We start from the raw sequence: 23,865 nt of genomic DNA, 5'->3' as shown, positions 1-23,865 counted from the left end.
CCCCCATCCTTTCACACTTCGCCTTCCTTCACAAAATACACACTCTCATAAGCGGGTCTTAATGTTGATTCCTCTTTTTTATCAACCTCTTTAAAACAAGGACTCCCTTGTTTTTTCCTACGATCTTCATATTCAGTACGTAATTTTGCTGTACGATTTTGTTGATTTTCAAAACTAGTTTTTGATATTTCTAATTTCACAGCAAAGCCATTTATAAATCTAATAATAAGATTTCCATCTTTTAATTCTTTATTACTTTCAATATAAAAATGAGACAACCAAGCGCACTCTTTTCTAGAGTAAGAATAGGTAGGGAAAAAATAAAGTTGATCTGCTGGACTAATCGCAATCGGTGCTTTATGTGTAATATGAGTTAACTCTTTCGTTCCTTCTTTTCTGCCTAAGAAACTAGAGCCATGCTTGCGGCAACTTCTTTCTATAATATCTAGAGGTTTTTGAAATACGAAAAAAGAATCATTCATTTCAACGACTCGCGTAACAATTTTCTTTTCACTTAGAACGACAGGAAGTAAGGCCATCGTATTTTTCGTTACAACATAATTTTCGACATAGCGTTCCACTTTACTTTCCATACTCCATTATCTCCTTTTTTCCATTTATATTAGCAGCTGCATATATAATTTTAGCATCTATGAAAAGGAAATAGCTTACAAGTTCCGCTTTTTTACAATTTTTTATCATTTATCAAACATTTGTTAAATAAAAAAATCACGATATAGTAATGATTTAATTTTAAAGTTATAAAAACAGCATTTATACTACCTATAAATATTTATTATCCCTTCCTATTTTCACATCATGAAAACAATTAACTTTGCTATAATTAAAATGTAAATCCAATATATGGAGGGCCACTATGGAGGAAAAAGAGATCCAACCATCGATTCAAATGAAAAATAGTAGCGTCATTATCGTGAAAAACTCAGCTAGTATTATATTCGGTTTATTTTTCATTCTGCTATTCTTTGCTAAACCGTTTCGTAAATCAAAATGTCCAGAATGTAAAAAACGTGAGAAGAAAAAATCAGGACAAGAACAATAAAAGGCCTTCCTTTATGGAATGCCTTTTTACATTTGTAGTATCATTTTATTTATTCTTCTCCCTAAAAAACAACTATATTTTCTCCCAAGGTTCTCTACATCTTTTTTGATTTGTAATATGGTCCTTATATAAAACATGAGAAAGAGTATTGGTACTTGTTACCCGCTTTTAATTTTTATTAAACACTTCAAATTTGTACATCTTTATCCATCACTAACAATTCGTTAATTAGTTAACTTTGTAATATAAGTTTTGTATATAATGTCATTCAAAAACACAATATATATAAGTAGCTATTTATAATTACATTGCTTTTTATCGAATTCCAAAAAGGAGCTGTATACTATGGACAAAGAAAATCTATTAAGCCAGCAGGTTAATAGCATCCCCTCAGATGCTCTGAATACCCCTAGTAAGGAACAAGAACAACTGTTAGAAACATCATCTCAAAACGTACAAAATTCCAACAACAATGCTAACAAAAAAGATGTTACTCAAGGTCTATCTGGAAAAGATTCCCCTATTTCAATAGAGAATACAAATTTATAGTTATTTACTATCATACGCAGCAAATACTCTTGCTGAACTAATTCTTCTACAGAAACTAATACGCATTCCAGATAATTTTTCACCCGTTGTAACATAGAAAAAGAGATTTAGATATAAAAACAGGCTCTGAAAAAACTTTCCCCACAACAAAAAAAGGATGGCATTAGCCATCCTTTTTTCCATCATCAACTATAAAATTATAGTTTGATTACGTTTTTAGCTTGAGGTCCACGGTTACCTTCTTCGATTTCGAAGCTAACTTTTTGGCCTTCTTCTAGAGATTTGAAACCTTCAGTTTCGATTGCAGAGAAGTGTACGAATACGTCGTTTTCGCCTGGAACTTCGATGAAACCGAAGCCTTTTTCGTTGTTAAACCATTTTACTTGTCCTGTTACTGCCATGATTATTTCCTCCTAAGAAAATACAAATTTTTAATTTTTTAGTCTTCCTGTCTAAAAAAAGAATCCACACATTATCAAATACGAAACATAAACTAGTTCTCACATACTTTTTCTCGTTCGTTTCCAGCACTTGATAACATATGGATTGCTTAATTTAACTATTCAACTGACATCATCATAGCACATTAAAATAAAATGTACAATCTTTTTCGAAAATAGAATTTCTAATTTTTAGTATTTCTTATAAAATATAATTATCTCTATTCTAAATAAGGAGGAGTTTATGACCAATAAAATTCCTAGAAAAACATTAAAAAGAATTGAAGAGGATATTGAAAATAATAATCTTGGAAAAGCAAGGGATAGATTGCATGGCCTCATCTTTACATACCCAAATGAATTACATCTTCGAAAACAACTCGGAGATATTTATTATACATTACAATATCCAGAAATGGCTGGACGTTACTGGTATCTAGAGGAGCATAAAGTGAAACTTTAATCAGTGGGGGTTTTGTTCATTCCCCACTGATTATTAGTTGAACCAATCGGGCTTTTACGGGCAGTTGATCCCTCACCTAACTTCTTCGCTTTCGCTAAATTTTGAGGTGGGGGTCTTACTGCCCACAAATAGCGGGATAAAACAGACATTATGCATGAATCATGTTTATTATTTGAAAAATCAATGGGAAATAGTCCTCATCATATTGCACGTGCTTTAAAGTTTAAAGGCGATTCTAACCATATAAAAGGTTTGTATAAAGATCAACCTTTATCTTCAGTGCAGAAGAAAGTAGCAGAGGAGTTAATTTATGAGTATAAAGAAACATGGCAAGATAAGCTAGTTCCTTTTTGCTGTCTAGCATTGCTTGCTTCCCTTCTCTTTTCTGCCGTTGTTGGTCTATTTACTATTTGGAATTGGATTTTTTAATCACAGGGGGAATTTTCACATGTCAAACTACGCTAAAGAAGAAAGGCTAACAGGGGGAAACGTCTCAAGCGTATATCGTTCTGAAAATACTGTTCGGCGAGAGTTAAAGCCAGGCAATGAAAAGATTCATAAGTTATTGCAACATTTAGAAAACAAAGGATTTCATTATGCTCCAAAGTTTTTAGGTGTAGATGAAAAGGATAGAGAGATTTTATCCTTTATTGAAGGAGAAGCTGGCAATTATCCTTTAAAAGAATATATGCGATCTAATAATGTATTAAAAGAAATAGCAAAGATGCTCCGCCTTTACCATGATGCTGTAAGTGATTTTCTGTTATTAGATGATTGGAAACCGATGGATCACACGCCAAATAACATTGAGGTTTTATGTCACAATGATTTTGCCATATATAACATTATTTTTAATAATGAGAAGCCAGTAGGGATTATTGATTTCGATGTTGCTGCTCCTGGTCCAAGACTATGGGATATCGCTTATACACTTTATACTTGTGTGCCTTTAAGTAGAGTGTATTATACAGAATCCGGTGAAGCTGTTCATTATGACTCATCGCAACATGCAGATCGCATTAAAGAGAGAATGAATTTGTTCGTTCAGTCCTATGATAAAAATATGGATGAAGATTACTTAGGAATGGTGTTGCTTCGATTAGAAGGATTATGTACATATATGAAACGAAAAGCGCAAGAAGGCGACTTGAATTTCCAAAGAATGATTGATGAAGGACATCTAGAGCATTATGAGAAAGATATGAAGTTTATTCGTAATCATAGGGCTGAGTGGAGTTGATTTAGTAATAAAGAAAAGGAAGTATCGTTTTTTGCCGACAACTCAATCTCTCTTTTCGAATCGTTTAGAAAATAACAAGGGGCACCCTTCAAAAAGGTGCCCTTCCTTTTATTTCGTAAACTGTGCTTCTTCCGTAGATCCTTTTAACGCTGTCGTTGATGAAGTTCCGCCTGTAATCACTTGTGCTACTTCATCAAAGTAACCTGTTCCTACTTCGCGTTGATGACGTGTTGCAGAGTAGCCATGTTTTTCAGCTGCGAATTCTGCTTGTTGTAGTTCAGAGTATGCTGCCATGCCGCGCTCTTTATAGCCACGTGCTAGTTCAAACATACCGTAATTTAATGAATGGAATCCAGCAAGTGTTACGAATTGGAACTTGTAACCGTAAGATGCGATTTCCTTTTGGAAGCTTGCAATTGTTTTTTCATCTAGTTTTTGTTTCCAGTTGAATGAAGGTGAGCAGTTATATGCAAGTAGCTTCCCTGGATGCTCCTTATGAATTGCGTCCGCAAATCGTTTTGCATCTTCTAAATTTGGTTCTGACGTTTCACACCAAACGAGGTCTGCGTACGGTGCATACGCTAAACCGCGCGCAATTGCTTGATCAAGACCTGCATTCGTACGGTAAAACCCTTCTGGTGTTCTTTCTCCTGTAATAAATGCTTTATCAACAGGATCGATATCGCTCGTAATTAAATCAGCTGCATCCGCATCTGTTCTTGCAACGATAATTGTCGGCACTCCCATTACATCTGCTGCAAGGCGTGCAGAAATTAAATTGCGTACTGCTGTTTGCGTTGGTAGTAGTACTTTTCCACCTAAATGGCCACATTTTTTCTCTGAAGATAATTGATCTTCAAAATGCACACCTGATGCACCTGCTTCAATCATACCTTTCATCAGTTCGAATACATTTAATTGACCACCAAATCCAGCTTCTGCATCTGCTACAATCGGTACGAAATAGTCTGTATCATCGCTTCCTTCCATATGCTGAATTTGATCCGCACGTTGAAGCGTTTGATTAATTCGTTTTACTACAGCAGGTACGCTGTTCGCTGGATATAAACTTTGGTCTGGATACATATGTCCAGAAAGGTTTGCATCAGCTGCTACTTGCCAACCACTTAAGTAAATCGCTTTTAACCCAGCTTTTACTTGTTGCATCGCTTGGTTTCCTGTTAATGCGCCAAGTGCGTTAATATAGTCTTCTGTATGAAGCGATGTCCAAAGCTTCTCAGCACCGCGACGCGCTAACGTATGTTCAATATCAATTGACCCGCGCAGGCGAATTACATCTTCTGCCGAATATGGACGTGTGATCCCTTTCCAACGCTCATCTAATTCCCAGCTTTCTTGTAACTTCTCGATTCTTTCGTTTTTCATTTGTTCCATCCCCTCGTATATTAATATTTAAGCCCTATCTCAGGCTTAGTTTTTCTCTCTAATAAGAGTCCTGTAATAAAGAAAATACTTGGACGTCTCAAGATATTTCTAGATAATGGTCTTAGGATCATTTGGGACAATTCTGCATTCCCCTGTGGATTTACCACACGAAAAGAGTGTTTCTCAGTGAACGCGCGGGGCTCCCTACTCGCAGGCTGAGCAGCCTGACCCTCGAACCTAGATGTTAGTAGCTCTAGGGCGGCTTTCGATTCAGGACTAGCTCTTATACACGAGGTTGTTGGTCGGCGTACACACTAGAGATATCTCGAGACGTCCAAGCAATGATTCTAAATCGAAAGGAGGTCTCTTACGTGAGATTATTTGTTGGTCTAGATGTAAGTTCGTTTGATATGAAAGTTTGTTTTTTAAATGGTGAAGGAGAAAGATTAGATTCTTTTTCAGTTAGTAATGACTTACCAGGTGCACAGGTTCTGAAAGAACGATTATTACAGTGTACAATCAATCAAGAGGTTGAAACTTTAAAAATCGGCTTAGAATCTACATCTGTTTATAGTTTTCATCCATCTATGTTTCTCCACCATGATGAAGACTTAAAAAGATTTGGAACAAAGGTATTTCTTCTAAATCCAAAACAAGTCGCCAACTTCAAGAAAAGTTATTCAGACATGAATAAGACTGACGAAATTGATGCCTTTGTCATCGCTGATTACCTACGGTTTGGACGGAATCAAATGTCCATCGTGAAAGAGCGTCAATACGTGGCATTACAGCAATTAACAAGATCTCGTTATCAACTCGTTAGAATGTTGACAAAGGAGAAGCAACATTTTCTACAACATCTAAGTTATAAATGTAATACGTTCTCACAAGAAGTCGATTCTTCTATATTTGGTAACGCCATGATGGAATTGTTTCTTGAAAAATTCAGTCTAGAAGAGCTAGCTGATATGCCTTTAGAGGAACTCGCTGAGTTCCTACAGGAAAAGAGTAAAAACCGATTTGGTGACCCGAAATGTGTAGCATCAACCATTCAAAAGGCTGTTCGCACATCGTATCGTTTAGATAAGGTGGTAGAAGACTCAATCGATATTCTTTTAGGAACGTCAATTGAAATCATTCGTACCTATCAAAGACAAATTAAAGAACTAGAAAAATCTATTAAGCGGATCATGGCTGGATTAACGCAAACATTAGAATCCATTCCTGGAATTGGACCTATATATGCCGCTGGTATTATCGCTGAAATTGGCCAAATCGAAAGATTTGACGATGAAACCAAAATCGCCAAATATGCCGAGTTATATTGGCGTACATATCAATCTGGTCGGTTCACCGCTGAAAACACTTCATTATCTCGTAATGGGAATCATTACTTGCGGTATTACTTAGTTGAAGCCGCCAACTCTGTAAGGAAGCATGTATTGGAATACCAAGAATATTACGCAAAAAAGTATAATGAAGTACCAAAACATCAACACAAACGTGCACTCGTTCTAACCGCAAGAAAATTTGTGCGATTGGTGGATGCGCTACTACGTAATCACCAACTCTTTACGCCTGAAAGGTGTGTGAACGTGTGACATAAAACTTGTCATCGCTACCTTTTAAGTAATTCCAGTATTTTACATGAATTACTGGTCTAGTTTCGTGATGTCTTTTTTAAGCAATTTGTCCTTTGATAACTTCAAAAGGTATTATTTTTCAGTTGACATACTACCGCAGGTCTTTTCATTTTTTATAAAATTTCATAACCCGGTAATGTTAAAAATGGTACGAATTCATCATTTCGAACGAGATCTGTAAACAACGTTGTCGCCTCTTGGAATCTCCCTTTCTTAAAGGCTTCCTTACCAATCTCTCTTTCTATTTTTGCTAATTCTTCTTCTTTTAGCTCTTCCATTAATTCAAGCGTAATATTACGACCATCATTTAGTTTTCCACCTTCATGACGAATCCATTGCCATACTTGTGCTCTTGAAATTTCAGCTGTTGCCGCATCTTCCATTAAGTTATAAATGGGTGCTGCTCCCCGTCCGCTTAACCAAGATGCAATATATTGAATACCTACGCTAATATTCATGCGAAGGCCCTCTTCTGTAATCGTTCCTACCGGTACCTCTAGTAAATCGTTTTCTGTTACACATATTTCTTCACGTTTTCTAAAAATTTGATTTGGTGTTTTCATAATGTGATTAAACACTTCCATTGCAACCGGTACAAGTCCAGGGTGGGCAACCCAAGTCCCGTCATGACCGTCTAAAGCTTCGCGTTCCTTATCAGCACGCACTTTTTCAAAAGCTGCTTCATTTGCTTCTGGATTATTTTTAATCGGAATTTGTGCCGCCATTCCTCCAATTGCTGGTGCATTACGGCGGTGACATGTTTGAATTACTTTCAAAGAATACGAACGCATAAATGGCGCTGTCATCGTGACTTGTGCTCTATCTGGTAGTAAGAATTTATTATGATTACGGAAACTCTTTAAAAAGCTAAAAATATAATCCCATCTTCCGCAATTTAAGCCAGCAGAATGATCTTTTAGCTCATATAAAATTTCATCCATTTCAAACGAAGCGTGAATCGTTTCCAGTAACACAGTTGCTTTAATCGTTCCGTTTGGAATGCCGATATATTTTTGAGCAAATACGAATACATCATTCCATAATCTCGCTTCTAAATAACTTTCCATTTTCGGTAAGTAAAAGTATGGGCCGCTCCCTTTTGCTAAAAGAGCTTTCGCATTATGGAAAAAATACAAGCCGAAATCTACTAAACTACCCGACATATTTTTCCCATCAACTTGCATATGCTTTTCCTCTAAATGCCATCCTCTTGGACGTACAATGAGTACAGCTGTTTTCTCATTTAATCTATATTCTTTCCCTTTATCATTTTCATGTGAAATCGTTCCCTTTACTGCATCTCGTAAATTGATTTGCCCTTCAACTGCGTTTTCCCAAGTTGGTGCATTCGAATCTTCAAAATCCGCCATAAAAAGATGCGCTCCTGAATTTAAAGCGTTAATGACCATCTTTCTATCTACCGGTCCAGTAATCTCTACGCGGCGATCCTCTAAGTCTTTTGGCAGCTTGGCAATTGTCCAATCCGCTTCACGTATGTGTTTTGTTTCTTCTAGAAACTTCGGAAACTCCCCTGCATCAATTCTCTTTTGTTTTTCTACACGTTTTTGTAAAAGTTCTATGCGGCGCTCATTAAAATTCTCATGTAGTTCCTTCAAAAAACTAAGCACCTCAGGTGTCAATATTTCGTTGTACGCTGGTAACATTTCTCCAACGAGTGTAACCCGTGAAGTTTGCGTCGACATATTAGCATCCCCTTCTTAAACTGTTTTATAACAGATTTGATTTCATGTTTTATATTATATAACAAATCTTCAGAAAAGGAAGTTTTTTTTGAAAATTCATTTCATTTTTTTTTCAAAACGCCATTCTTTCGCGCTTTATTTCATACAAAAAAGGCCGCTGTTATACAACAACGACCTTTTTGTATTATTTTTAAATTTCACTTTGACTAGTTAAACTTTATTACTGCCCTTGTTCCATATCATGCAATATTGCTCTATGTAAAAACTGTGCGTATTGTTCTCTCGTTACCTTCATAGACGGACCGAATTTACCTTCTCCGATTCCCATTGTAATACCATTTGTTTGTACTGCACTAATTGCATTCGTTGCCCATGAATTTGTTGAAACATCATTAAAGTTATGAGATCCCTTTGCCTGTAAGTCAAAAGCATTCGTAAGAACTTGTGCCATTTCCGCACGCGTTAACGTCGCCTTCGGTCTAAAGTTTCCATTCTCGTCTCCCTGGAAAATTCCCATTTCCGTTAAAGCCAATATCTCCTCGATAAAGCTTGTTGAATTTTCATCAATATCTCCATATGGGTTTTCATATTCATCTTGTTCTTCCATATCAAACACACGGTAAATTAAAGCTGCAACTTGCTCACGTGTTACATTATCCCCAAAACCGAATATTCCATCGCCATATCCTAAAATAATTTCTTGTTCCGCTAATTCATGAATTGCCTCATATGCCCAATGCCCTTGTGGTACATCTTTAAATACAATTGTATTTGTTTTTTGCAACGGTGCACTTTCCGCTTTTACACTGTTACTCTCTGCTGAGAATAACACCCCACCCATAATTGTTAATGCTGTAGCTGTTTTTAATAATTTTTTGCTCATCAAATTATCTCCCCAATATGTATATGTTTTTTTAAAAATATACAGAATAAATGGTATAGTGACAATATATTTTTCGACACATTTCGTGACGGTTTTGTGAATCATATTAAACATCATGTCTTTTTCATCGGGTTGATTATAAAGCTTGTGTATAACCATAAAAATACATAAATACGAATAATAATTCTTTTTTAAACAAACAAAAAAGCACAAATATTTCTATTTGTGCTTTCATATTTCACTCTACTTCCAATCCTCTTTCAAATGATAATTAATAATCGCATTATTAATAAACTGAGCATATTGTTCTCTAGGTACAGGGCGATTTAATTCATACATGTCATTCCCAGTTCCTCTCACAACATTATTAGATTGTAACGCACTAATTGCATCTTCTGCCCAGTGGCCTTTTGGAATATCTTTAAATGTATGTTTTTGTTTCGTTTCAAAATGAAATGCTCGTTTTAAAATGACAGCCATTTCCGCTCTAGAGATTGGTGCTTTCGGCCTAAAATTCCCTTGGCCATCCCCTGAAAAAACACCACGTTTTGTTAACGCCAAAATTTCCTTTTTAAAAGTTGTTGTACTATCAGAAACATCTTTATATGGATTCGCTACTGGCCCTTCTTCTTTTATCTCAAGTGTTCTGTAAATAGTCCCAGCTACTTGTTCACGTGTTATAAGATCGCCAACACCATACTTCCCGTTTCCATACCCTAATATAATTTTATGATATGCTAAGTCCATAATAGCATCATATGCCCAAAATCCGTATGGAACATCTTCAAACACAATCATTTGTGGATACTCTTCCGCTTTTACAGGCGTCACATTCGTCCCTGCAAATATACCTCCTGCCATTGTCGCAATCATCATTACACCCAATATTTTTTTCTTCATTGTCCTCTCTCCCTATTTCATTCAAATAAAATGAACTTCATTGTTTCAGGAGTATTATTTTTTGGTGAATGTAAGATAAAATGTAAATCTTCTAGAAGAAATATTTCCACTACCTTTCTGCTTTATACTCCCTTCTTTCTTTTTCAAAAAGGAAGTTGTCACATCTAAGGTGTTATATACTAAAACATTCTACAATCTCTTTATAAACTCCTTTTCACTTTATAACTTCCCTTTATTGGCACCTAAAGGAGATACCTAGTGGAGGCTACTATATTCATGGTTTATATTTCAGGGGTAGCATTTTTCGCTGAATTTTGAGGTGGGGGTCTTACTGCCCAGCAAATAACGAGATAAAAAAATCATCCTTTTTTCTTAAAAGAGGATGATTTTTTATCTTTATTAACACTCAAATATGCTACTACTTTTGAAGAGTAAATTGGGCAACTATTTGTTTTAGTTTTCCTGCTGCGTTATGCATATGTTCAATTGAAATCGAAATCTCTTGAACAGATTTTTCTTGCTGTTGAATAGACTCTTTTACCCTATCAGTTCGGTCAGATGATCTTTGAGAAATTTGAGCCATGTCTTCTGCAGAAGCCGAGATTTCCTCACTACTCGCTGCAATTTCATCTGTAGACATAGATACCGTTTGAATTTGCTCAGATACTTGTTGTACTTTTTCTGTAATTGTTCCAAATACTTTTTCTGTATGCATTACTACTTGTGTACCTGCCTGTACCTCATTATCTACTTTCCCCATCATATGTACTGTATGGTTCGTTGTTCCCATAACTTGAGTAATAAGATTCTCAATTTGTTTTGCAGAATCACTAGATTGTTCTGCTAATTTCCGCACTTCATCTGCCACAATTGCAAATCCTCTACCACTTTCACCAGCACGTGCAGCCTCAATTGCGGCGTTTAATGCTAATAAGTTAATCTGGGAGGTAATACCTTGCATAACATCAATGATTTTAACAATTTCTTCTGATTGTTCTTTCATAGTCTCTACTTGTTTCACACCGCTATGTACCGAATTTTGGATTGTATCCATCTGTTGAATCATTTGTTTCATTAATTTGTTACCACTCTCTGCATCTAATGCTGATTGAGCAGATAATTCATTTACAGAGGATGATGTATTGACTATACTCTGCATTCCTTGTGTCAACTCTTCCATCGCACCCGCAGTTTGTTCCATTGCTTGCATTTGACTCTCTGCACCATTTGCGACTTCTTCAATATCCATAGTGATTTTTTTGGCTGCACTACTAGATACTTCTGACGCAGATGCTACTCCGTCTGCATATTGGAATAGAAGCTGAATATTATTCTCTACTTCTTGCATATTTGTTCTTAGCCCTGCAATCATCTCATTAAAATTACTTACTAATACACCTAATTCATCCTTAGCAGTATAATCACCATGTACAGTTAAATCTCCTTCTTTCGCTCTTTCCATCATACGACTAACCGTTTGTAAAGGAGCAACTATAAGCTTGCTAATAATATAACTTACTATACATATAACGATTGTAGTAACTACTACAAGAATGATAAAGGTAATAACGGAACGATCAATCATTTTTTGAGAATCTTTAAATACTTGGTCAGCTAAATTTGAAACATACGATTCTAGATCCACTGCATAACCAGCTAACTCTATTCCCTTCGGTTTTAATTCCTTCTGAAATTCATTTACCATTTGTGGCTCGTTTGTTGCCTTCGCCTTTTCAAATAATTTCTTATATGTATCTTTATAACTTGGCAAAGATTTCTTCATCTTCTGAAACAGTTCATCCTCTTGCTTACTTAAATTAAAACCATCATCATATTCTTTTAATAAAGAATCATATTTTTTAAGATCCTTTTCAATATTATCAATTATTCCCTCTTTATTTGCCACTTCATTTTGTGATGCCGTAATTAACTCTAATAAGTTATATTCTAGTGAATTTTGTGTGCGAAGCATTCCTTCTAATAAAATTGCAGAATATTGATAATCATCTACTACAACCTCTGTATCGTGCTTAATCTTATTAATAGAATGAATTGCTACACTGCTTATAATTACCATACCTAAAACTGCTAATGAAATAAGCGCTAATAATTTATATTTCACTTTTAAATTTTGTAAAAAATACATTTTTTCACCTTTATTCCTTTATATATAGATTTTTAGAATTTTATAGCTTATTATTTACAAAATCGCAATAAAAAGCAATGATAAATATTCCCAATATGAAACTTATATTTCTATAAAAAAAAGTAGCATAATAGCTACTCCTTTTTTCTTTGTTTCTCATATTGTTCAAACGCATGAATTCTTTCAAAAATTGGTGGATGCGTGTATAAGAAAAACTTCACTAACGCAGGCGGATTTACTTGGCTTAAACTTGTTTTTGATAAATATTGAAAAGTTTTCACACCAGATTTTCCGTCCTTCGTCATATTTAAAGCATATTGATCTGCCGCTCTTTCTTCTATACGTGAAACATAGTTTGTTGCTGGTTGTACTGCAAATGAGAGTATAGAAGAAATTAAGAAAAATAAAGGTAAAATGGAGAAACATGCCACTTTTGAAATTTGCAATGTATCTCCCCATTTGCGAATACACATATTTATAATACGACTAATTAAAAACATACCTATAAACGATAGCAATACATAACTTGCAACGCCAAAATATATATGCTTCATAACATAATGCCCCATTTCATGGGCCATGATAAATAAAATCTCTTTATCTTTTAACTGCTTAAGCGTTGTATCCCACATTACAATACGGGCGTTAGGGCCAATTCCTGTTACGTAAGCATTTAATGCATTCGTTTTTTCTGACATATTTACTTCATATACGTGTTTAGCAGGAATGTCCGCTTTGTCTGCTATCGCTAAAATTTTCGTTTCTAATTCTTTATTTTTCAGCGTCGAGAAGTCGTTATAAAGCGGATCAATAACGACAGGCTGTATGAATGTTAAAAAGATTGTAAATGGAACAGAGAGTGCCCATCCTGCGAGCCACCATCTCTTCGGAAATTTACGGATAAGCCATAATAGAACGGTAACTACAATTAACATAGTCGCATAACTTTCCCAAAAACCGATAACATGATCTTTTATCCAGCTTTGTGTACTTTGCGTTGAAATGCCGTAATCAACGGACACTTTCCGGCCAATCCATTGCATCGGTAAGGCAAGCACTGTTGTCAGTAATGATAAATAAAAGAAATAAATCGCAACTTGCAAAACACTTATTTTAGTCGTTTCCTTCGACCATTTCTCAAACTTTCTTGAAATACCTAGCACAAGTACAAATAATAAAATAATCCATTCAAGAGGCGTCGCTAAAAAGTATAGTAAATTTTTCACGCGCGAATAATCTTGGCTTAGCGTAAGCTCTCTAGCACTCATAAACGTTTCTGGATCTGCACTCGTTCCCTTATACATGTCCGGAATAAGTTCATGATTCCATCCAAATAAATACCAATATATAAGTAACGCAAATCCAACGTACAAAAAAAGCGACCAACCGATAACCTTCCTCACGCTATTCCCTCCTCTATGCTGCCTGTCTATTATTATTGTAAGTTCATACACGCTAAATTAGAACAAGCTTATTATGTGAATTGCTCGAAATCCTTTTATTTACAAAAAAAACTCTTCTACATAAGAAGAGTTTTGCCTATCTTTAAACACTTTCTTCGGTTCACAATCCGGAATAAGGATCGCACTTGCAAACCAACACGTACCCTACTTGCTTTTTAGATAACATAAAGAGCCTCTTTAAGGAAGTACATCTATTAATAAACTAAAATCTTGTAAAGAGAAAGAACTATATTTCATAATCCCCTGTACAGCTAAAAGTAAAACAAGACCGATCACACACATATAATTAACGCTTTCTTCATTCTTTTTTTCAGTAACGACTCCACCACTTATACATAAAATCCCTAGCAAATGAAGCGCTAAATACATGAAAAAATAAGCTTCCTCCCAGCGCAAAATAACATTCACCGTCGTTATTAACACTAGACTAAGTAAAATCAAATAAAAAAACTTATTTGATGATATCGTTTCATTCATATAATTTTATACATCCCTTTCAAATTTCGAATTAATGATGTTTCAAAGCTATAAAGTAAATGATTGTTTTTATACCATAAAACAAAAGGAAAGCCACCATTACTTTCTCGAATACTTTATGAATCCACATATACTTCTCTTCATTCTTTCTGAAGATGCGCTTCATCATTTCTTCTACAATTAGACCAAATATTAGTAAAACCCCGAACACAATCAGAAGAGAAATAATATTTTCTTTTAAATGAGTACTAGAAAATAAGTACTACTCTGGAAACACAATCGTATCTACTACAGGTTGAAGCCGATTACAAAATGTTTTATCACACATATCTGTAATAGACGTAACATCTATAATGTCTTTTAATATTTTTTCAACCGTCTTCTTCATCTCATTTACTCCCGACTATATCTGAAAAGCTCTTTTCCTGCTCTGCATATATAACTGGCACTTCTTTACTCCAATATTTACGATTAACAAATAAAAAGATAAGTACTAAGTTTAATCCTGTTATAAAAATAATAAGTCCAGGAAAGAATGTCGTATAATTTGAGAAATCGGCAAAACTCATAATTTTTTCTCTACTTATTAGAAAAGACGCACCTATTACAAATGCATTGTTTAACATATGTATTGCAATTGGCATGAGTAAACTTTTCGTACGAATATATACGATTGACAATACGATGCTGAATATGGCTGCACCGAGGAAATCAACATGTAACAACGCAAACAATATTGCTACAACGATGGTCGCTATGCTCGTTCCCCATTTTGTTGCAAAACGTTGAAGTAAAAATCCGCGAAAAACAAATTCCCCAATAATTGGTGCGATGAATACGACCCTAATGACTTGAGATACATATCCTCCAGTACTATCTACAATTGGTTCATGCAGGGCGTTCATAATAAAGTCCGGTGTAATCCATGCAAAACTATACATATACAAAATAAGATACCCGTAACTAAACATGCATAACATAACCGTAATGTATAAAACTTGTACCAAGTTAAATGTTTCATTTTTATTAACAAATAATGAAAATGAAATGTGGTGCTTTCTATACTCATAAGAAATCCATACCATCGGAAGGATATAGAATATAAGGATATTTATAAAAGAAGAATTTTGTATATGAAATATACTTGTTAGCAAATCGCCACTACTTCTCGCTATTAAAATTAATAGTGCAAATACAATTAAAAAATATCTAGCTCGCATCACTTGAAACGGGTTCACACTCATCTCCTCCCCTATGTTACTTTTATCATATCATTTGATTCTTAATTTTTTGCGAAAGAAAACCTTAAAATTTCCTTAAAAATTCCATAAGTTACAAAATGATGATATGATATTCGAGAAAATTAGGAGGGATGTTTATGTACCAAGCAAATATTTTACTCGTTGATGATGAAACAGCAATTTTACAATTACTAACTACCATTCTTGAAAAAGAAGGCTTTTCTCATATTACAACTGCAACATCAGCTGAAATGGCTTTATCTCTAACTAAGCAAAACAATTACGATTTAATTATTTTAGATGTAATGCTTCCTGGACAATCTGGTTTTGATATTTGTCCAATCATTCGCCAACAAACAGATTGTCCAATTTTCTTCCTATCAGCAAAAGCATCTGATTTAGATAAAATATCCGGATTTTCATACGGTGCAGATGATTATATTACGAAACCATTTAATCCATTAGAAGTAGTAGCACGCATGAAAGCACAGCTTCGGAGACATATGAAACAAACCGTACCACACGAACAAAAATCACACTCGATTTCATTTGGAAGATTTGAAATTGATCAGCACTCTGCAGAACTAACAGTAGATGGGCACATTGTCGAATGCTCCGCTCAACTCTTTCAACTACTACTCTTCTTTTGCGAGAATCCGAACTACGTATTTTCGAAAGAGGAAATATACGAAAAAGTTTGGGGAGCACCTGCCTATAATGGCGATGACAACACTGTTATGGTCCACATTCGAAAACTACGTGAAAAAATTGAACATGATCCAAGTAAACCAGAATATATAAAAACCGTTCGCGGGCTTGGTTATAAGTTCGTTACAAAGTAGGGTGACGATATGAATTTTAATAAACGACTTATTATTCAATTTATCATGCAACACGTTTTTGTTTTAGTTACATTACTTATCGCTGTAGTTGCTGCTTTTACTTATTTAATTTTTCTTCTTACTAGTACTTTATACGAACCTAACATTCCAGATTCTGATAGTTTTACAATTTCAAGATACATCTCTTCAGAAGATGGGCATATTTCGTTACAATCTGAAGTGCAAGATTTAATAAAGGAGCAAAATGATTGGCTCCAAGTTGTAGATGAAAACGGAAAAATCCTCTACCACTTTAATACACCAAATGATGTTCCGAATGCTTATACGAAGACATCTTTAGTCGCATATATACAACATCATATCGAAAGTAATTATAAATTTACATATTGGGAAATTGAATTAGAAGAAAAGAAAGTACTTGTTATTTATGGTGGTATGTTAAAAAGCAATGCGTTACTGACAGCAATTCAAAAGGATCACTCCTCTTTAACGATGGATTCGTTCACATTAACAGATCAAGAAAAACAGTTACTGTCTAAAGAAAAAGCAGCACTTCAAATATTTAATCAAAATGGCGAAGAGTTTTTTGCCTATCCAGCTGGAAAGAAAAAAACATTTTCAGCAATACAAATCGCCCTTAATGAAAAAGAACCGTGGAATCATAAAGAAAATACGTCTAGCTTTTACGATGCAAATAGTGGCAACCTTCTCGTTGTAACTGCAAAAAATGAGCACTACTATCCAGGTGACGAAATTGAAGATGTATTTACTAAGAAGTTTCTCATCGGATGTGGATTAATCCTTCTTATCGTATTTGTTTATTTAGTCATTCTTTCTATTTGGTACGGTAATAAATTCGGGAAACCGTTATTACATGCGATGCGCTGGCTTAAAAATATCGCTGGTGGAAAGTATGAAGAACCTATTAGTAAAAAAGGAAAACCCGTCAGGTTCCGGCGATCTGGTAAAGAAAAATGGTCATTCCGTTTGTTTAGAGATGTAACAAGTTCACTAGAACACCTTTCTATTACACTCAAAAAAAATGATGCGATGAGGCAAGTCCTCCAGCAAACACGAGAAGAATGGATTACCGGTCTAACACACGACTTAAAAACACCACTTAGCTCTATATATGGCTACGCATTATTACTCGAATCGAATCAATATAACTGGACTGATCGTGATATTCAGCAATTTGGTAGTGTTATGAAAGAGAAATCTCAATATATGACAACATTAATTGATGATTTAAGCTTAACGTATCAATTAAAAAATAACAGCCTTCCTGCCCAACACGTAAACGTTGAAATCAATCAGTTCGTTCAAAAAGTGTTATTGCAATTTATTAACAATCCAACACTCCAAAATCAAAATATTGAATTCGTACCGAGCTCAAATAAAATTCAATATTTCATTGAAGAAAAATGGTTCCAGCGTATTATCGAAAACTTACTCGTAAATGCTGTAAAACATAATAATGAAACAACTACTGTCATCGTAAAACTATCACAAAACGCTAATTCCTTTACACTCTCCATTTCAGATGATGGAAAAGGAATGGATGAAAAAACGAAAGAACTTCTATTTGAACGATATTACCGCGGAACAAACACAGAAGAAAGCAACATCGGAACTGGACTTGGCCTAGCCATTACAAAACAGCTCGTTCATGCTCATAACGGAACAATTTCCGTTGATAGTGCACTCGGAAAAGGAACGACGATTATTCTTGTATTTCCGTTTCGTTCGTAGGAAAGACGCTATGTGGCGTCTTTTTTCTTTTCTGGGATGATTTTACAGTAATTGAAATTATGTGGATCTTTTTTTTGAGGTGTTTTATCGGTATATGAAATTATATCGGCGCAACTCGAATTATATCAGCGATTTTCTAGATATATCGACTTACCGACAAAAACCGACAATACTAACATGCTTCCCTACTATACAAAGTAAAAATAAAACTATTAACAAATACATTTCTAAACTGTTATACTATAAATAGAAGTATAAACTAACTAAGTTTTGCATAAAATGAAGTAGACGAGGTGCTTCCAACACCCCGTCACTGCAACTAATTACCGCAAGGTGGAAGGTTGCAACTAAAGCTTATTTGCGCTTAGAAGACTTCCCACGCTTCGCAGGCAGACGGGTGGTCTTCTTTTTGCGCTTTTTTGCCGTTAATTTCTTAAATCCAAAAACTATACCTTCTCTAGCTATAGTTTTTGTAATTTCCTACAAAATTTGCAAAAGAAATTCCATACGATTACACCTCCTTTCTTCACAAAATGAAGAAAGGGCATAACCTTCCACCCGCAATATTTAATTGCTATTTTATTTTACCATTTTCATATGTATTACAGATAAAACAATACAAATTTAACAATCCACTTATAAAAAAAGCGAACCATCTCCCAATGATTCGCTCTTACCCTATTATTTTTTCTTCACCGGTATCCAAAGCTCTACTTGTGCAAACTCACTCTTATCTTCGTGGCAACGCTCATCGTATAATTCAAACTCTGTAACGCCGCAATGTTCATAGCCTGAATGCGGAAACCATTCTGAGAATACTGCATTCCAAGTTTGGTGGATAGACGATACCATTTCTTCATGAGGAACTTTCGGCGTTGTAAATACTGCATATGTTGCTGCCGGGAAAGTACGCTTTGCAATTTCATTTGGTACATTTTCAAAGTCTGTAACTTCCATTCCGATAATATAAGTGAAGTCTCCTGTTTCTAAATTAAAATCAGTACATAATCCAAGCTCTACCCATTGGCTCGTATCTTTACGATTCGGAATCGTCGTTCCAAGATCTTTTTGTAAATATTCTTGCCAAAATGCTGGAATGTCTTGATGGTTTTTCCCTTCTTTACTTGTCGTCTTCAGTTCATAACCCGCCACTAAAAATTCTGGTTTATTTACAATACGATATTCCATTTGTATGCCTCCTAAATACGGATTTAATTTTCTTTGCTTTACATTTACTCTGTAATACATCGGTGTTTCGATTTCTTGTTTTCGATATTCACTCGGTGTCATTTGAAATAATTTTTTAAAGGCTCTCGTGAACGTTTCGTGAGATTGAAAGCCATGTTCAAACGCGATATCAATAACTTTTTCATCCGTATGAGAAAGTTGATAAGCTGCCCGGGCTAACCTCCTCTTTCGAACATACTCCATTACCGTATCACCTACTAACGCCTGAAATACACGATGAAAATGAGACTCAGAAAAACCTGCAACCCGCGCTAAATTACGCAGCGTTTGTTTTTCCATTACATCTTCCTCAATATAATCAATTGACCTTTGAATTTGTGTTTCATAGCTTTCCATCTCTGTTCACCCGCCTTATATGTATTATGATAAAAGAGAACGTAATCCAATTCTTGACGTTTTTTACTATAATTCCATAAAAAATTGTAACTTTTTTATATGTATTTCGTTGTTATGTATGAAGGGAGGGAAATGTAGTGAAACGTAAACAATCATTAGAAGAAATTTACTCAGAGCATATGCAAGATTTATTTCGCTATCTTCTCTCCCTAACCGGAGATTCCCACTATGCGGAAGATCTCATGCAAGAAACATTTTACCGAATGCTCGTCCATATTGACTATTATAAAGGAGAAGAAATTAGGCCGTGGTTATTTACAATTGCCTACAATGCCTTTATCGATTGGTATCGAAAAGAAAAAAAGTATAAAACAACTACAGTGGAAGAATTCCATTTACCAAACGTGCCAAGTACAGAACATGAATATTTCGTAAAACATGAGATTGCTAGTTGGTTAGACAGTTTATACGCTCTTCCGCTCGAAAGACGAAATGTCCTACTACTACGAGATTACTATGGATTCTCCTATAAGGAAATAGCAGAAATGACTGGTCTCTCATTAGCGAAAGTGAAAATTGAATTACACAGGGGACGGAAAGACACGAAAAGCATAAAGGAGTGATACGGATGGGTTGTACAGAATTTAAAAAACTATGGAAGAAGTATGAAAATGGAACGCTCACGCATGATGAACAAGAACTGTTAGAAAGTCATATTGAGTCATGTGAAGAGTGTGAAGCTTACTTAGATGAGCTGTTAACAAAAACAGAACCAATTAAGAAAAAGTTACCTCCAAAAAATCTTAAAATTCCTTTTTGGAGAATTAAGTGGAAACATCGTTTACAAACGTTTGGTTTTATATTATCAATTTGCATCGTTATCTATATAATCGGCGGGGTATTATCAGCCTTTTATTTTCAAGCTAATAATGATAAAAGTCTAGAAGAAATTAGAGAGGTTCCTTCGCTTGCACTTGAAGCAACGATCCCAAATAGCCGTGTTATGGGAGGCGGAACAAGTGTAGAAGCTTTTTTCCGTACGAATAGCCAATTTGATTTAGTACGAACCGTCGGTAAAAAAGAAATGCCCCTCGGTACAATAGAAACAAAAAGCTTCTTATCATCTGTAGATGTTACGAAGCGAACTTGGATGAATCCGTTCTATCAACCAAAACTCTTCTTTGTTCATCCAAAAACAGAGCAGGGTGATTATTTAAAGGATTCATCAAAAAAAGTATGGGATACACTTGCAAAAGTACATGATGGAACCGTTGCAGAAGTAGCAATTTCTTTTGATAAAGCTTACACTTTAAAAGAATTAGAACCGCTTTTATATAGTACATTCGAGGCACAAGAACTCCCTCCAACTCCTGTATGGTACGCTTTAGATACAGGACAAGAAAGAAAAAATGTAGATGACTATATCCTACATGGCGGAGAAGCTATAGGGTTTCCAGAACATGTAAGATTCCTCGCTAATGAAACTGACGGACAGAAAACGCAAGAAGACAAAGTAACCGAAATGATGCGCATCCTTTCTATCCATAAAAAAACGGTAAGCAAAATATCAGCGCTTTCTGAGAAAGAACTAAACTTAGATAAACGTTATCAATATGTAAAGGACAACGGTGTAAAAGTATACGGAATTGTTATTACTGGCCCATCGAAAGAGTTATTAAAATTACAAAACTCCCCGCACGTACGTTATGCGACTCTTGGAGATATTGAGATTTGGAATTGGTTTGATCATTAATAAAAAAGAAGTAGCGCTCTAAAAACGATGCGCTACTTCTTTTTTAATTCGAAATCACTTTCACATACATCCCTCTCACCGCTTTTTCATAAGCAATATCACTCATCTGTCTTATGTTTTCTGACACAACAGATGCTGGAATAACTTCACCTTCACGAAGTAACGGAGGATCAATAAGACGGACTTTATTTTTCTGATACAAATCGTAATCGTCTCTATCTTCTTTTACTTTTACATTGGGATGAACTTTTCTTAATAAAGCATGGACTTCTGAATCATTACATTGCTGCAATTTCGAAATAAGCTCATCATCTTCAAGAAGGAAATCATCTGCATGAATAACCTTTTTATGAAGAGCTAACTTTAACGTTTTCACTAACATATCATTTCCGTAAATATTCATTGGTTTCATAAAGAAATCGATTACTTCTTTGTAATACGTTTCTGTAAACCACTCTGCCATTTCGATACTTTGAAGGACCATTTTCCCCTCTACTGCGATAATATCCTCTAAAAATCTATGAACCTCTTCTAAAGAAATATATCCGTATGTATACATATCTCGTAACGTATAATCCACTCGATCTGCACATAATTCGGGCGCTGACCTTTCCAGTAATGTCCACTTCGAATCATCTAATAAAATATCTTCATAGTTATAACCATGCTTCGCAAGGATCGCTGGAATTTCTGAGTTTTTCACAACAGAACTAAATATCTCTTCATGATAACTTTCATCTTCATTATCAAAAACGTAATCAATCACGTGGGAAAAGGCAGTATGCGATACGTCATGCAGTAAACTAGCGATCTGTTCTTCTACTGAACCACCTAGTTTTTTAACTAATAACATAACACCAACTGAATGATCAAAGCGCGTTACATTCCATTTCTCGTTCACTAAGTAACTTGCGCCATTTTGATGAATTCCCTTTAGTCTTTGCATAGACTTACTTGAAATTAATTCTTCTACTACTTGATCCACTTCAAATTCTCCGTATAGTACATCTGATATGATCACTTACAATCCCCCCCTTTATTTTAATCGAGTCTTATAATCGTATCTCTTTTATGAAATTAGCACCAACATAAATATTTATTGTTATTTGTTTTTATTGAAAAAAATAGAGAGCAATCAGCTCTCTATTTCATAACCCCTATTCAAACGTAACTTCTACCTGCACAATCTCCGACCTACTACCAAGTCTAAGCGGGGGTCCCCAAAATCCAAATCCAGAAGAAACAATTGCGTGGAACGCGCCTTTTTGTGCGTATCCCCAGTCTAGCTCGTACATTCTTCTCGTTACAATATGATTGGGCGCCATTTGTCCGCGGTGCGTATGACCGGATAATAATAAATCTACACCTGCCGCTGCTGCTTGTTTCAACTCAAATGGCTGGTGATCCATTGCGATAACAGGCATCGATTTATCTACCGTACTCATTAATTGTTTAAAGCTTTGACGATCTCGCTCTGTTTTATCTCTTCTTCCAACGAGATAAAAGTCATCTTCAATTGTAATTACTTCATCTAAAAGAATACGAATATCAATCTTATCCATCTCTTGTAAAAACTCTGGAACTGCTCTGCCGTAGTATTCATGGTTTCCTAAAACGCCATATACGCCTAATGGAGCTTTCATTTGTTTCATGATCGATCCCATATTCTTTTGAATGAACACACCTGGATGATCATCGATAATATCACCTGGCAGTAAAATAATATCAGGTTCCATCTCATTTACATGACGAACAAGTCTTTTTAAATGTGAAACGCCAGACAGTTTACCGAAATGCATATCAGAAGCCATCGCAATGCGTAAACTTTTACGCCCCTCTACCTTTTTCGGTATGTGCACCTCGTACTTTCTTACTACCGGACTATACGCATTAAATACTCCGTACGCAAAGATAAAGATAAATGCAGCTATCACAGCCGCTCCTGTCCAAATAATTGCCTCTTCTTTCTCTACTGAAAACTGTAAAAGAAAGACCATAATATTAGCTAATGGCAACAACATAAGTGCATATTGTATGACCGCAAACCAAATCGAACCTATCGTTCGCAGAAATGGCAGAAACTTAAACACTTGCACGAGAATGTACGCATATGAAATAAATGCGACTATGAAAGCATAATATCCCCAAGATTCCCAGCCAAATACCGCATGAAGCCAAACCCATCCGTTCCAGCCGATGTAAAACATAAGTAGTGTGTATATAATTAATATCGTAAATATATTGAGATAACGAAGATTCTTCACAGCCAGCCTCCTTATTGATTTCTTTTATTATAACTTGTTATGCACTTATAACGTAAATATTAAGCACTTCGCT

21 protein-coding genes and 4 pseudogenes are annotated in these 23,865 nt (G+C 35.2%); 10 read left to right on the top strand and 15 right to left on the bottom strand.

The annotated features are described in order from the left end of the window. Positions 1-11 precede the first annotated feature (11 nt). A complete protein-coding gene (locus AC3WVZ_RS04260) occupies positions 12-593 on the bottom strand; it encodes a competence protein ComK (protein ID WP_065381911.1) in 582 nt (193 codons plus the stop codon). 284 nt (positions 594-877) lie between these two features. On the opposite strand from AC3WVZ_RS04260, the gene AC3WVZ_RS04255 reads away from it, so the two are divergent. Both AC3WVZ_RS04255 and AC3WVZ_RS04250 read left to right on the top strand, forming a co-directional pair. Continuing rightward, positions 878-1,063 (top strand): hypothetical protein, encoded by a 186-nt coding sequence (locus tag AC3WVZ_RS04255; RefSeq protein WP_000391373.1) that lies wholly within the window; start codon positions 878-880, stop codon positions 1,061-1,063. Positions 1,064-1,408: 345 nt separating this feature from the next. Next, positions 1,409-1,612, top strand: a complete 204-nt coding sequence (locus AC3WVZ_RS04250; RefSeq protein ID WP_000356912.1) for a hypothetical protein — start codon at positions 1,409-1,411, stop codon at positions 1,610-1,612. A 197-nt stretch (positions 1,613-1,809) separates the two neighbouring features. On the opposite strand, the gene cspA is transcribed toward AC3WVZ_RS04250, so the two are convergent. After that, positions 1,810-2,013, bottom strand: a complete 204-nt coding sequence (gene cspA, locus AC3WVZ_RS04245; protein WP_000301522.1) for an RNA chaperone/antiterminator CspA — start codon at positions 2,011-2,013, stop codon at positions 1,810-1,812. 283 nt (positions 2,014-2,296) lie between these two features. On the opposite strand from cspA, the pseudogene AC3WVZ_RS04240 reads away from it, so the two are divergent. The 3 genes and pseudogenes from AC3WVZ_RS04240 to AC3WVZ_RS04230 all read left to right on the top strand — a co-directional run. Next, positions 2,297-2,506 (top strand): annotated as a pseudogene (locus AC3WVZ_RS04240) (DUF6584 family protein); the annotation flags it as partial. Positions 2,507-2,659: 153 nt separating this feature from the next. Beyond that, positions 2,660-2,944, top strand: a pseudogene (locus AC3WVZ_RS04235) (DUF6584 family protein); the annotation flags it as partial. Between the two features lie 19 nt (positions 2,945-2,963). Then, complete coding sequence (locus AC3WVZ_RS04230; protein ID WP_000073790.1) at positions 2,964-3,755, top strand: phosphotransferase; 792 nt, start codon at positions 2,964-2,966, stop codon at positions 3,753-3,755. A gap of 108 nt (positions 3,756-3,863) precedes the next feature. Here the strand turns inward: AC3WVZ_RS04230 and aceA are convergent, their stop codons facing one another. After that, the gene (gene aceA, locus AC3WVZ_RS04225) at positions 3,864-5,141 is read right to left on the bottom strand and encodes an isocitrate lyase (protein WP_000787346.1); all 1,278 of its coding nucleotides are present in this window, start codon (positions 5,139-5,141) and stop codon (positions 3,864-3,866) included. A 371-nt stretch (positions 5,142-5,512) separates the two neighbouring features. Between aceA and AC3WVZ_RS04220 the strand changes: the two genes are divergently transcribed. After that, the gene (locus AC3WVZ_RS04220) at positions 5,513-6,742 is read left to right on the top strand and encodes an IS110 family RNA-guided transposase (protein ID WP_233936067.1); all 1,230 of its coding nucleotides are present in this window, start codon (positions 5,513-5,515) and stop codon (positions 6,740-6,742) included. A gap of 155 nt (positions 6,743-6,897) precedes the next feature. Here the strand turns inward: AC3WVZ_RS04220 and aceB are convergent, their stop codons facing one another. The 9 genes and pseudogenes from aceB to AC3WVZ_RS04175 form a co-directional block, all read right to left on the bottom strand. Next, positions 6,898-8,487, bottom strand: a complete 1,590-nt coding sequence (gene aceB / locus AC3WVZ_RS04215; protein ID WP_000107336.1) for a malate synthase A — start codon at positions 8,485-8,487, stop codon at positions 6,898-6,900. 220 nt (positions 8,488-8,707) lie between these two features. After that, complete coding sequence (locus tag AC3WVZ_RS04210; protein WP_127063856.1) at positions 8,708-9,475, bottom strand: S-layer homology domain-containing protein; 768 nt, start codon at positions 9,473-9,475, stop codon at positions 8,708-8,710. A gap of 138 nt (positions 9,476-9,613) precedes the next feature. Continuing rightward, entirely contained in the window at positions 9,614-10,270 is a 657-nt protein-coding gene (locus tag AC3WVZ_RS04205; protein WP_000727102.1) for an S-layer homology domain-containing protein, read from the bottom strand. 418 nt (positions 10,271-10,688) lie between these two features. Then, the gene (locus AC3WVZ_RS04200) at positions 10,689-11,480 is read right to left on the bottom strand and encodes a methyl-accepting chemotaxis protein (protein ID WP_407543961.1); all 792 of its coding nucleotides are present in this window, start codon (positions 11,478-11,480) and stop codon (positions 10,689-10,691) included. Positions 11,481-11,636: 156 nt separating this feature from the next. Next, positions 11,637-12,416: pseudogene (locus tag AC3WVZ_RS04195) on the bottom strand (MCP four helix bundle domain-containing protein); the annotation flags it as partial. A 134-nt stretch (positions 12,417-12,550) separates the two neighbouring features. Continuing rightward, entirely contained in the window at positions 12,551-13,819 is a 1,269-nt protein-coding gene (locus AC3WVZ_RS04190) for a M48 family metallopeptidase (protein WP_001233315.1), read from the bottom strand. 237 nt (positions 13,820-14,056) lie between these two features. Further along, entirely contained in the window at positions 14,057-14,356 is a 300-nt protein-coding gene (locus AC3WVZ_RS04185; protein WP_001006050.1) for a DUF2101 family protein, read from the bottom strand. Between the two features lie 31 nt (positions 14,357-14,387). Continuing rightward, positions 14,388-14,744 (bottom strand): annotated as a pseudogene (locus AC3WVZ_RS04180) (hypothetical protein). 1 nt (position 14,745) lies between these two features. Further along, positions 14,746-15,594, bottom strand: coding sequence for a CPBP family intramembrane glutamic endopeptidase (locus AC3WVZ_RS04175; protein ID WP_233936063.1), 849 nt, complete (start codon positions 15,592-15,594; stop codon positions 14,746-14,748). Between the two features lie 140 nt (positions 15,595-15,734). Between AC3WVZ_RS04175 and AC3WVZ_RS04170 the strand changes: the two genes are divergently transcribed. Then, complete coding sequence (locus AC3WVZ_RS04170) at positions 15,735-16,439, top strand: response regulator transcription factor (RefSeq protein ID WP_000283871.1); 705 nt, start codon at positions 15,735-15,737, stop codon at positions 16,437-16,439. Positions 16,440-16,448: 9 nt separating this feature from the next. Then, on the top strand, positions 16,449-18,191 hold the full coding sequence (locus AC3WVZ_RS04165; protein ID WP_233936062.1) for a sensor histidine kinase: 1,743 nt from the start codon (positions 16,449-16,451) through the stop codon (positions 18,189-18,191). Between the two features lie 681 nt (positions 18,192-18,872). Here the strand turns inward: AC3WVZ_RS04165 and AC3WVZ_RS04160 are convergent. Next, a complete protein-coding gene (locus AC3WVZ_RS04160; protein WP_000446855.1) occupies positions 18,873-19,775 on the bottom strand; it encodes an AraC family transcriptional regulator in 903 nt (300 codons plus the stop codon). 137 nt (positions 19,776-19,912) lie between these two features. Between AC3WVZ_RS04160 and AC3WVZ_RS04155 the strand changes: the two genes are divergently transcribed. Both AC3WVZ_RS04155 and AC3WVZ_RS04150 read left to right on the top strand, forming a co-directional pair. After that, a complete protein-coding gene (locus AC3WVZ_RS04155; protein WP_000824008.1) occupies positions 19,913-20,398 on the top strand; it encodes an RNA polymerase sigma factor in 486 nt (161 codons plus the stop codon). Positions 20,399-20,403: 5 nt separating this feature from the next. Next, positions 20,404-21,528 (top strand): anti-sigma factor, encoded by a 1,125-nt coding sequence (locus AC3WVZ_RS04150; RefSeq protein WP_233936060.1) that lies wholly within the window; start codon positions 20,404-20,406, stop codon positions 21,526-21,528. Positions 21,529-21,571: 43 nt separating this feature from the next. Here AC3WVZ_RS04150 and AC3WVZ_RS04145 read toward each other — a convergent pair whose 3' ends face one another. After that, on the bottom strand, positions 21,572-22,549 hold the full coding sequence (locus AC3WVZ_RS04145) for an HD domain-containing protein (RefSeq protein WP_063220279.1): 978 nt from the start codon (positions 22,547-22,549) through the stop codon (positions 21,572-21,574). A 136-nt stretch (positions 22,550-22,685) separates the two neighbouring features. After that, positions 22,686-23,792: a metallophosphoesterase gene (locus AC3WVZ_RS04140; RefSeq protein ID WP_063220280.1), complete on the bottom strand. Its 1,107-nt coding sequence runs from the start codon at positions 23,790-23,792 to the stop codon at positions 22,686-22,688. Positions 23,793-23,865 lie beyond the last annotated feature (73 nt).

The sequence above is a fragment of the Bacillus sp. CPT56D-587-MTF genome (assembly GCF_058792335.1).
The sequence above is the reverse complement of the archived record's forward strand: the minus strand, read 5'-3'. Positions and strand labels throughout refer to the sequence as shown.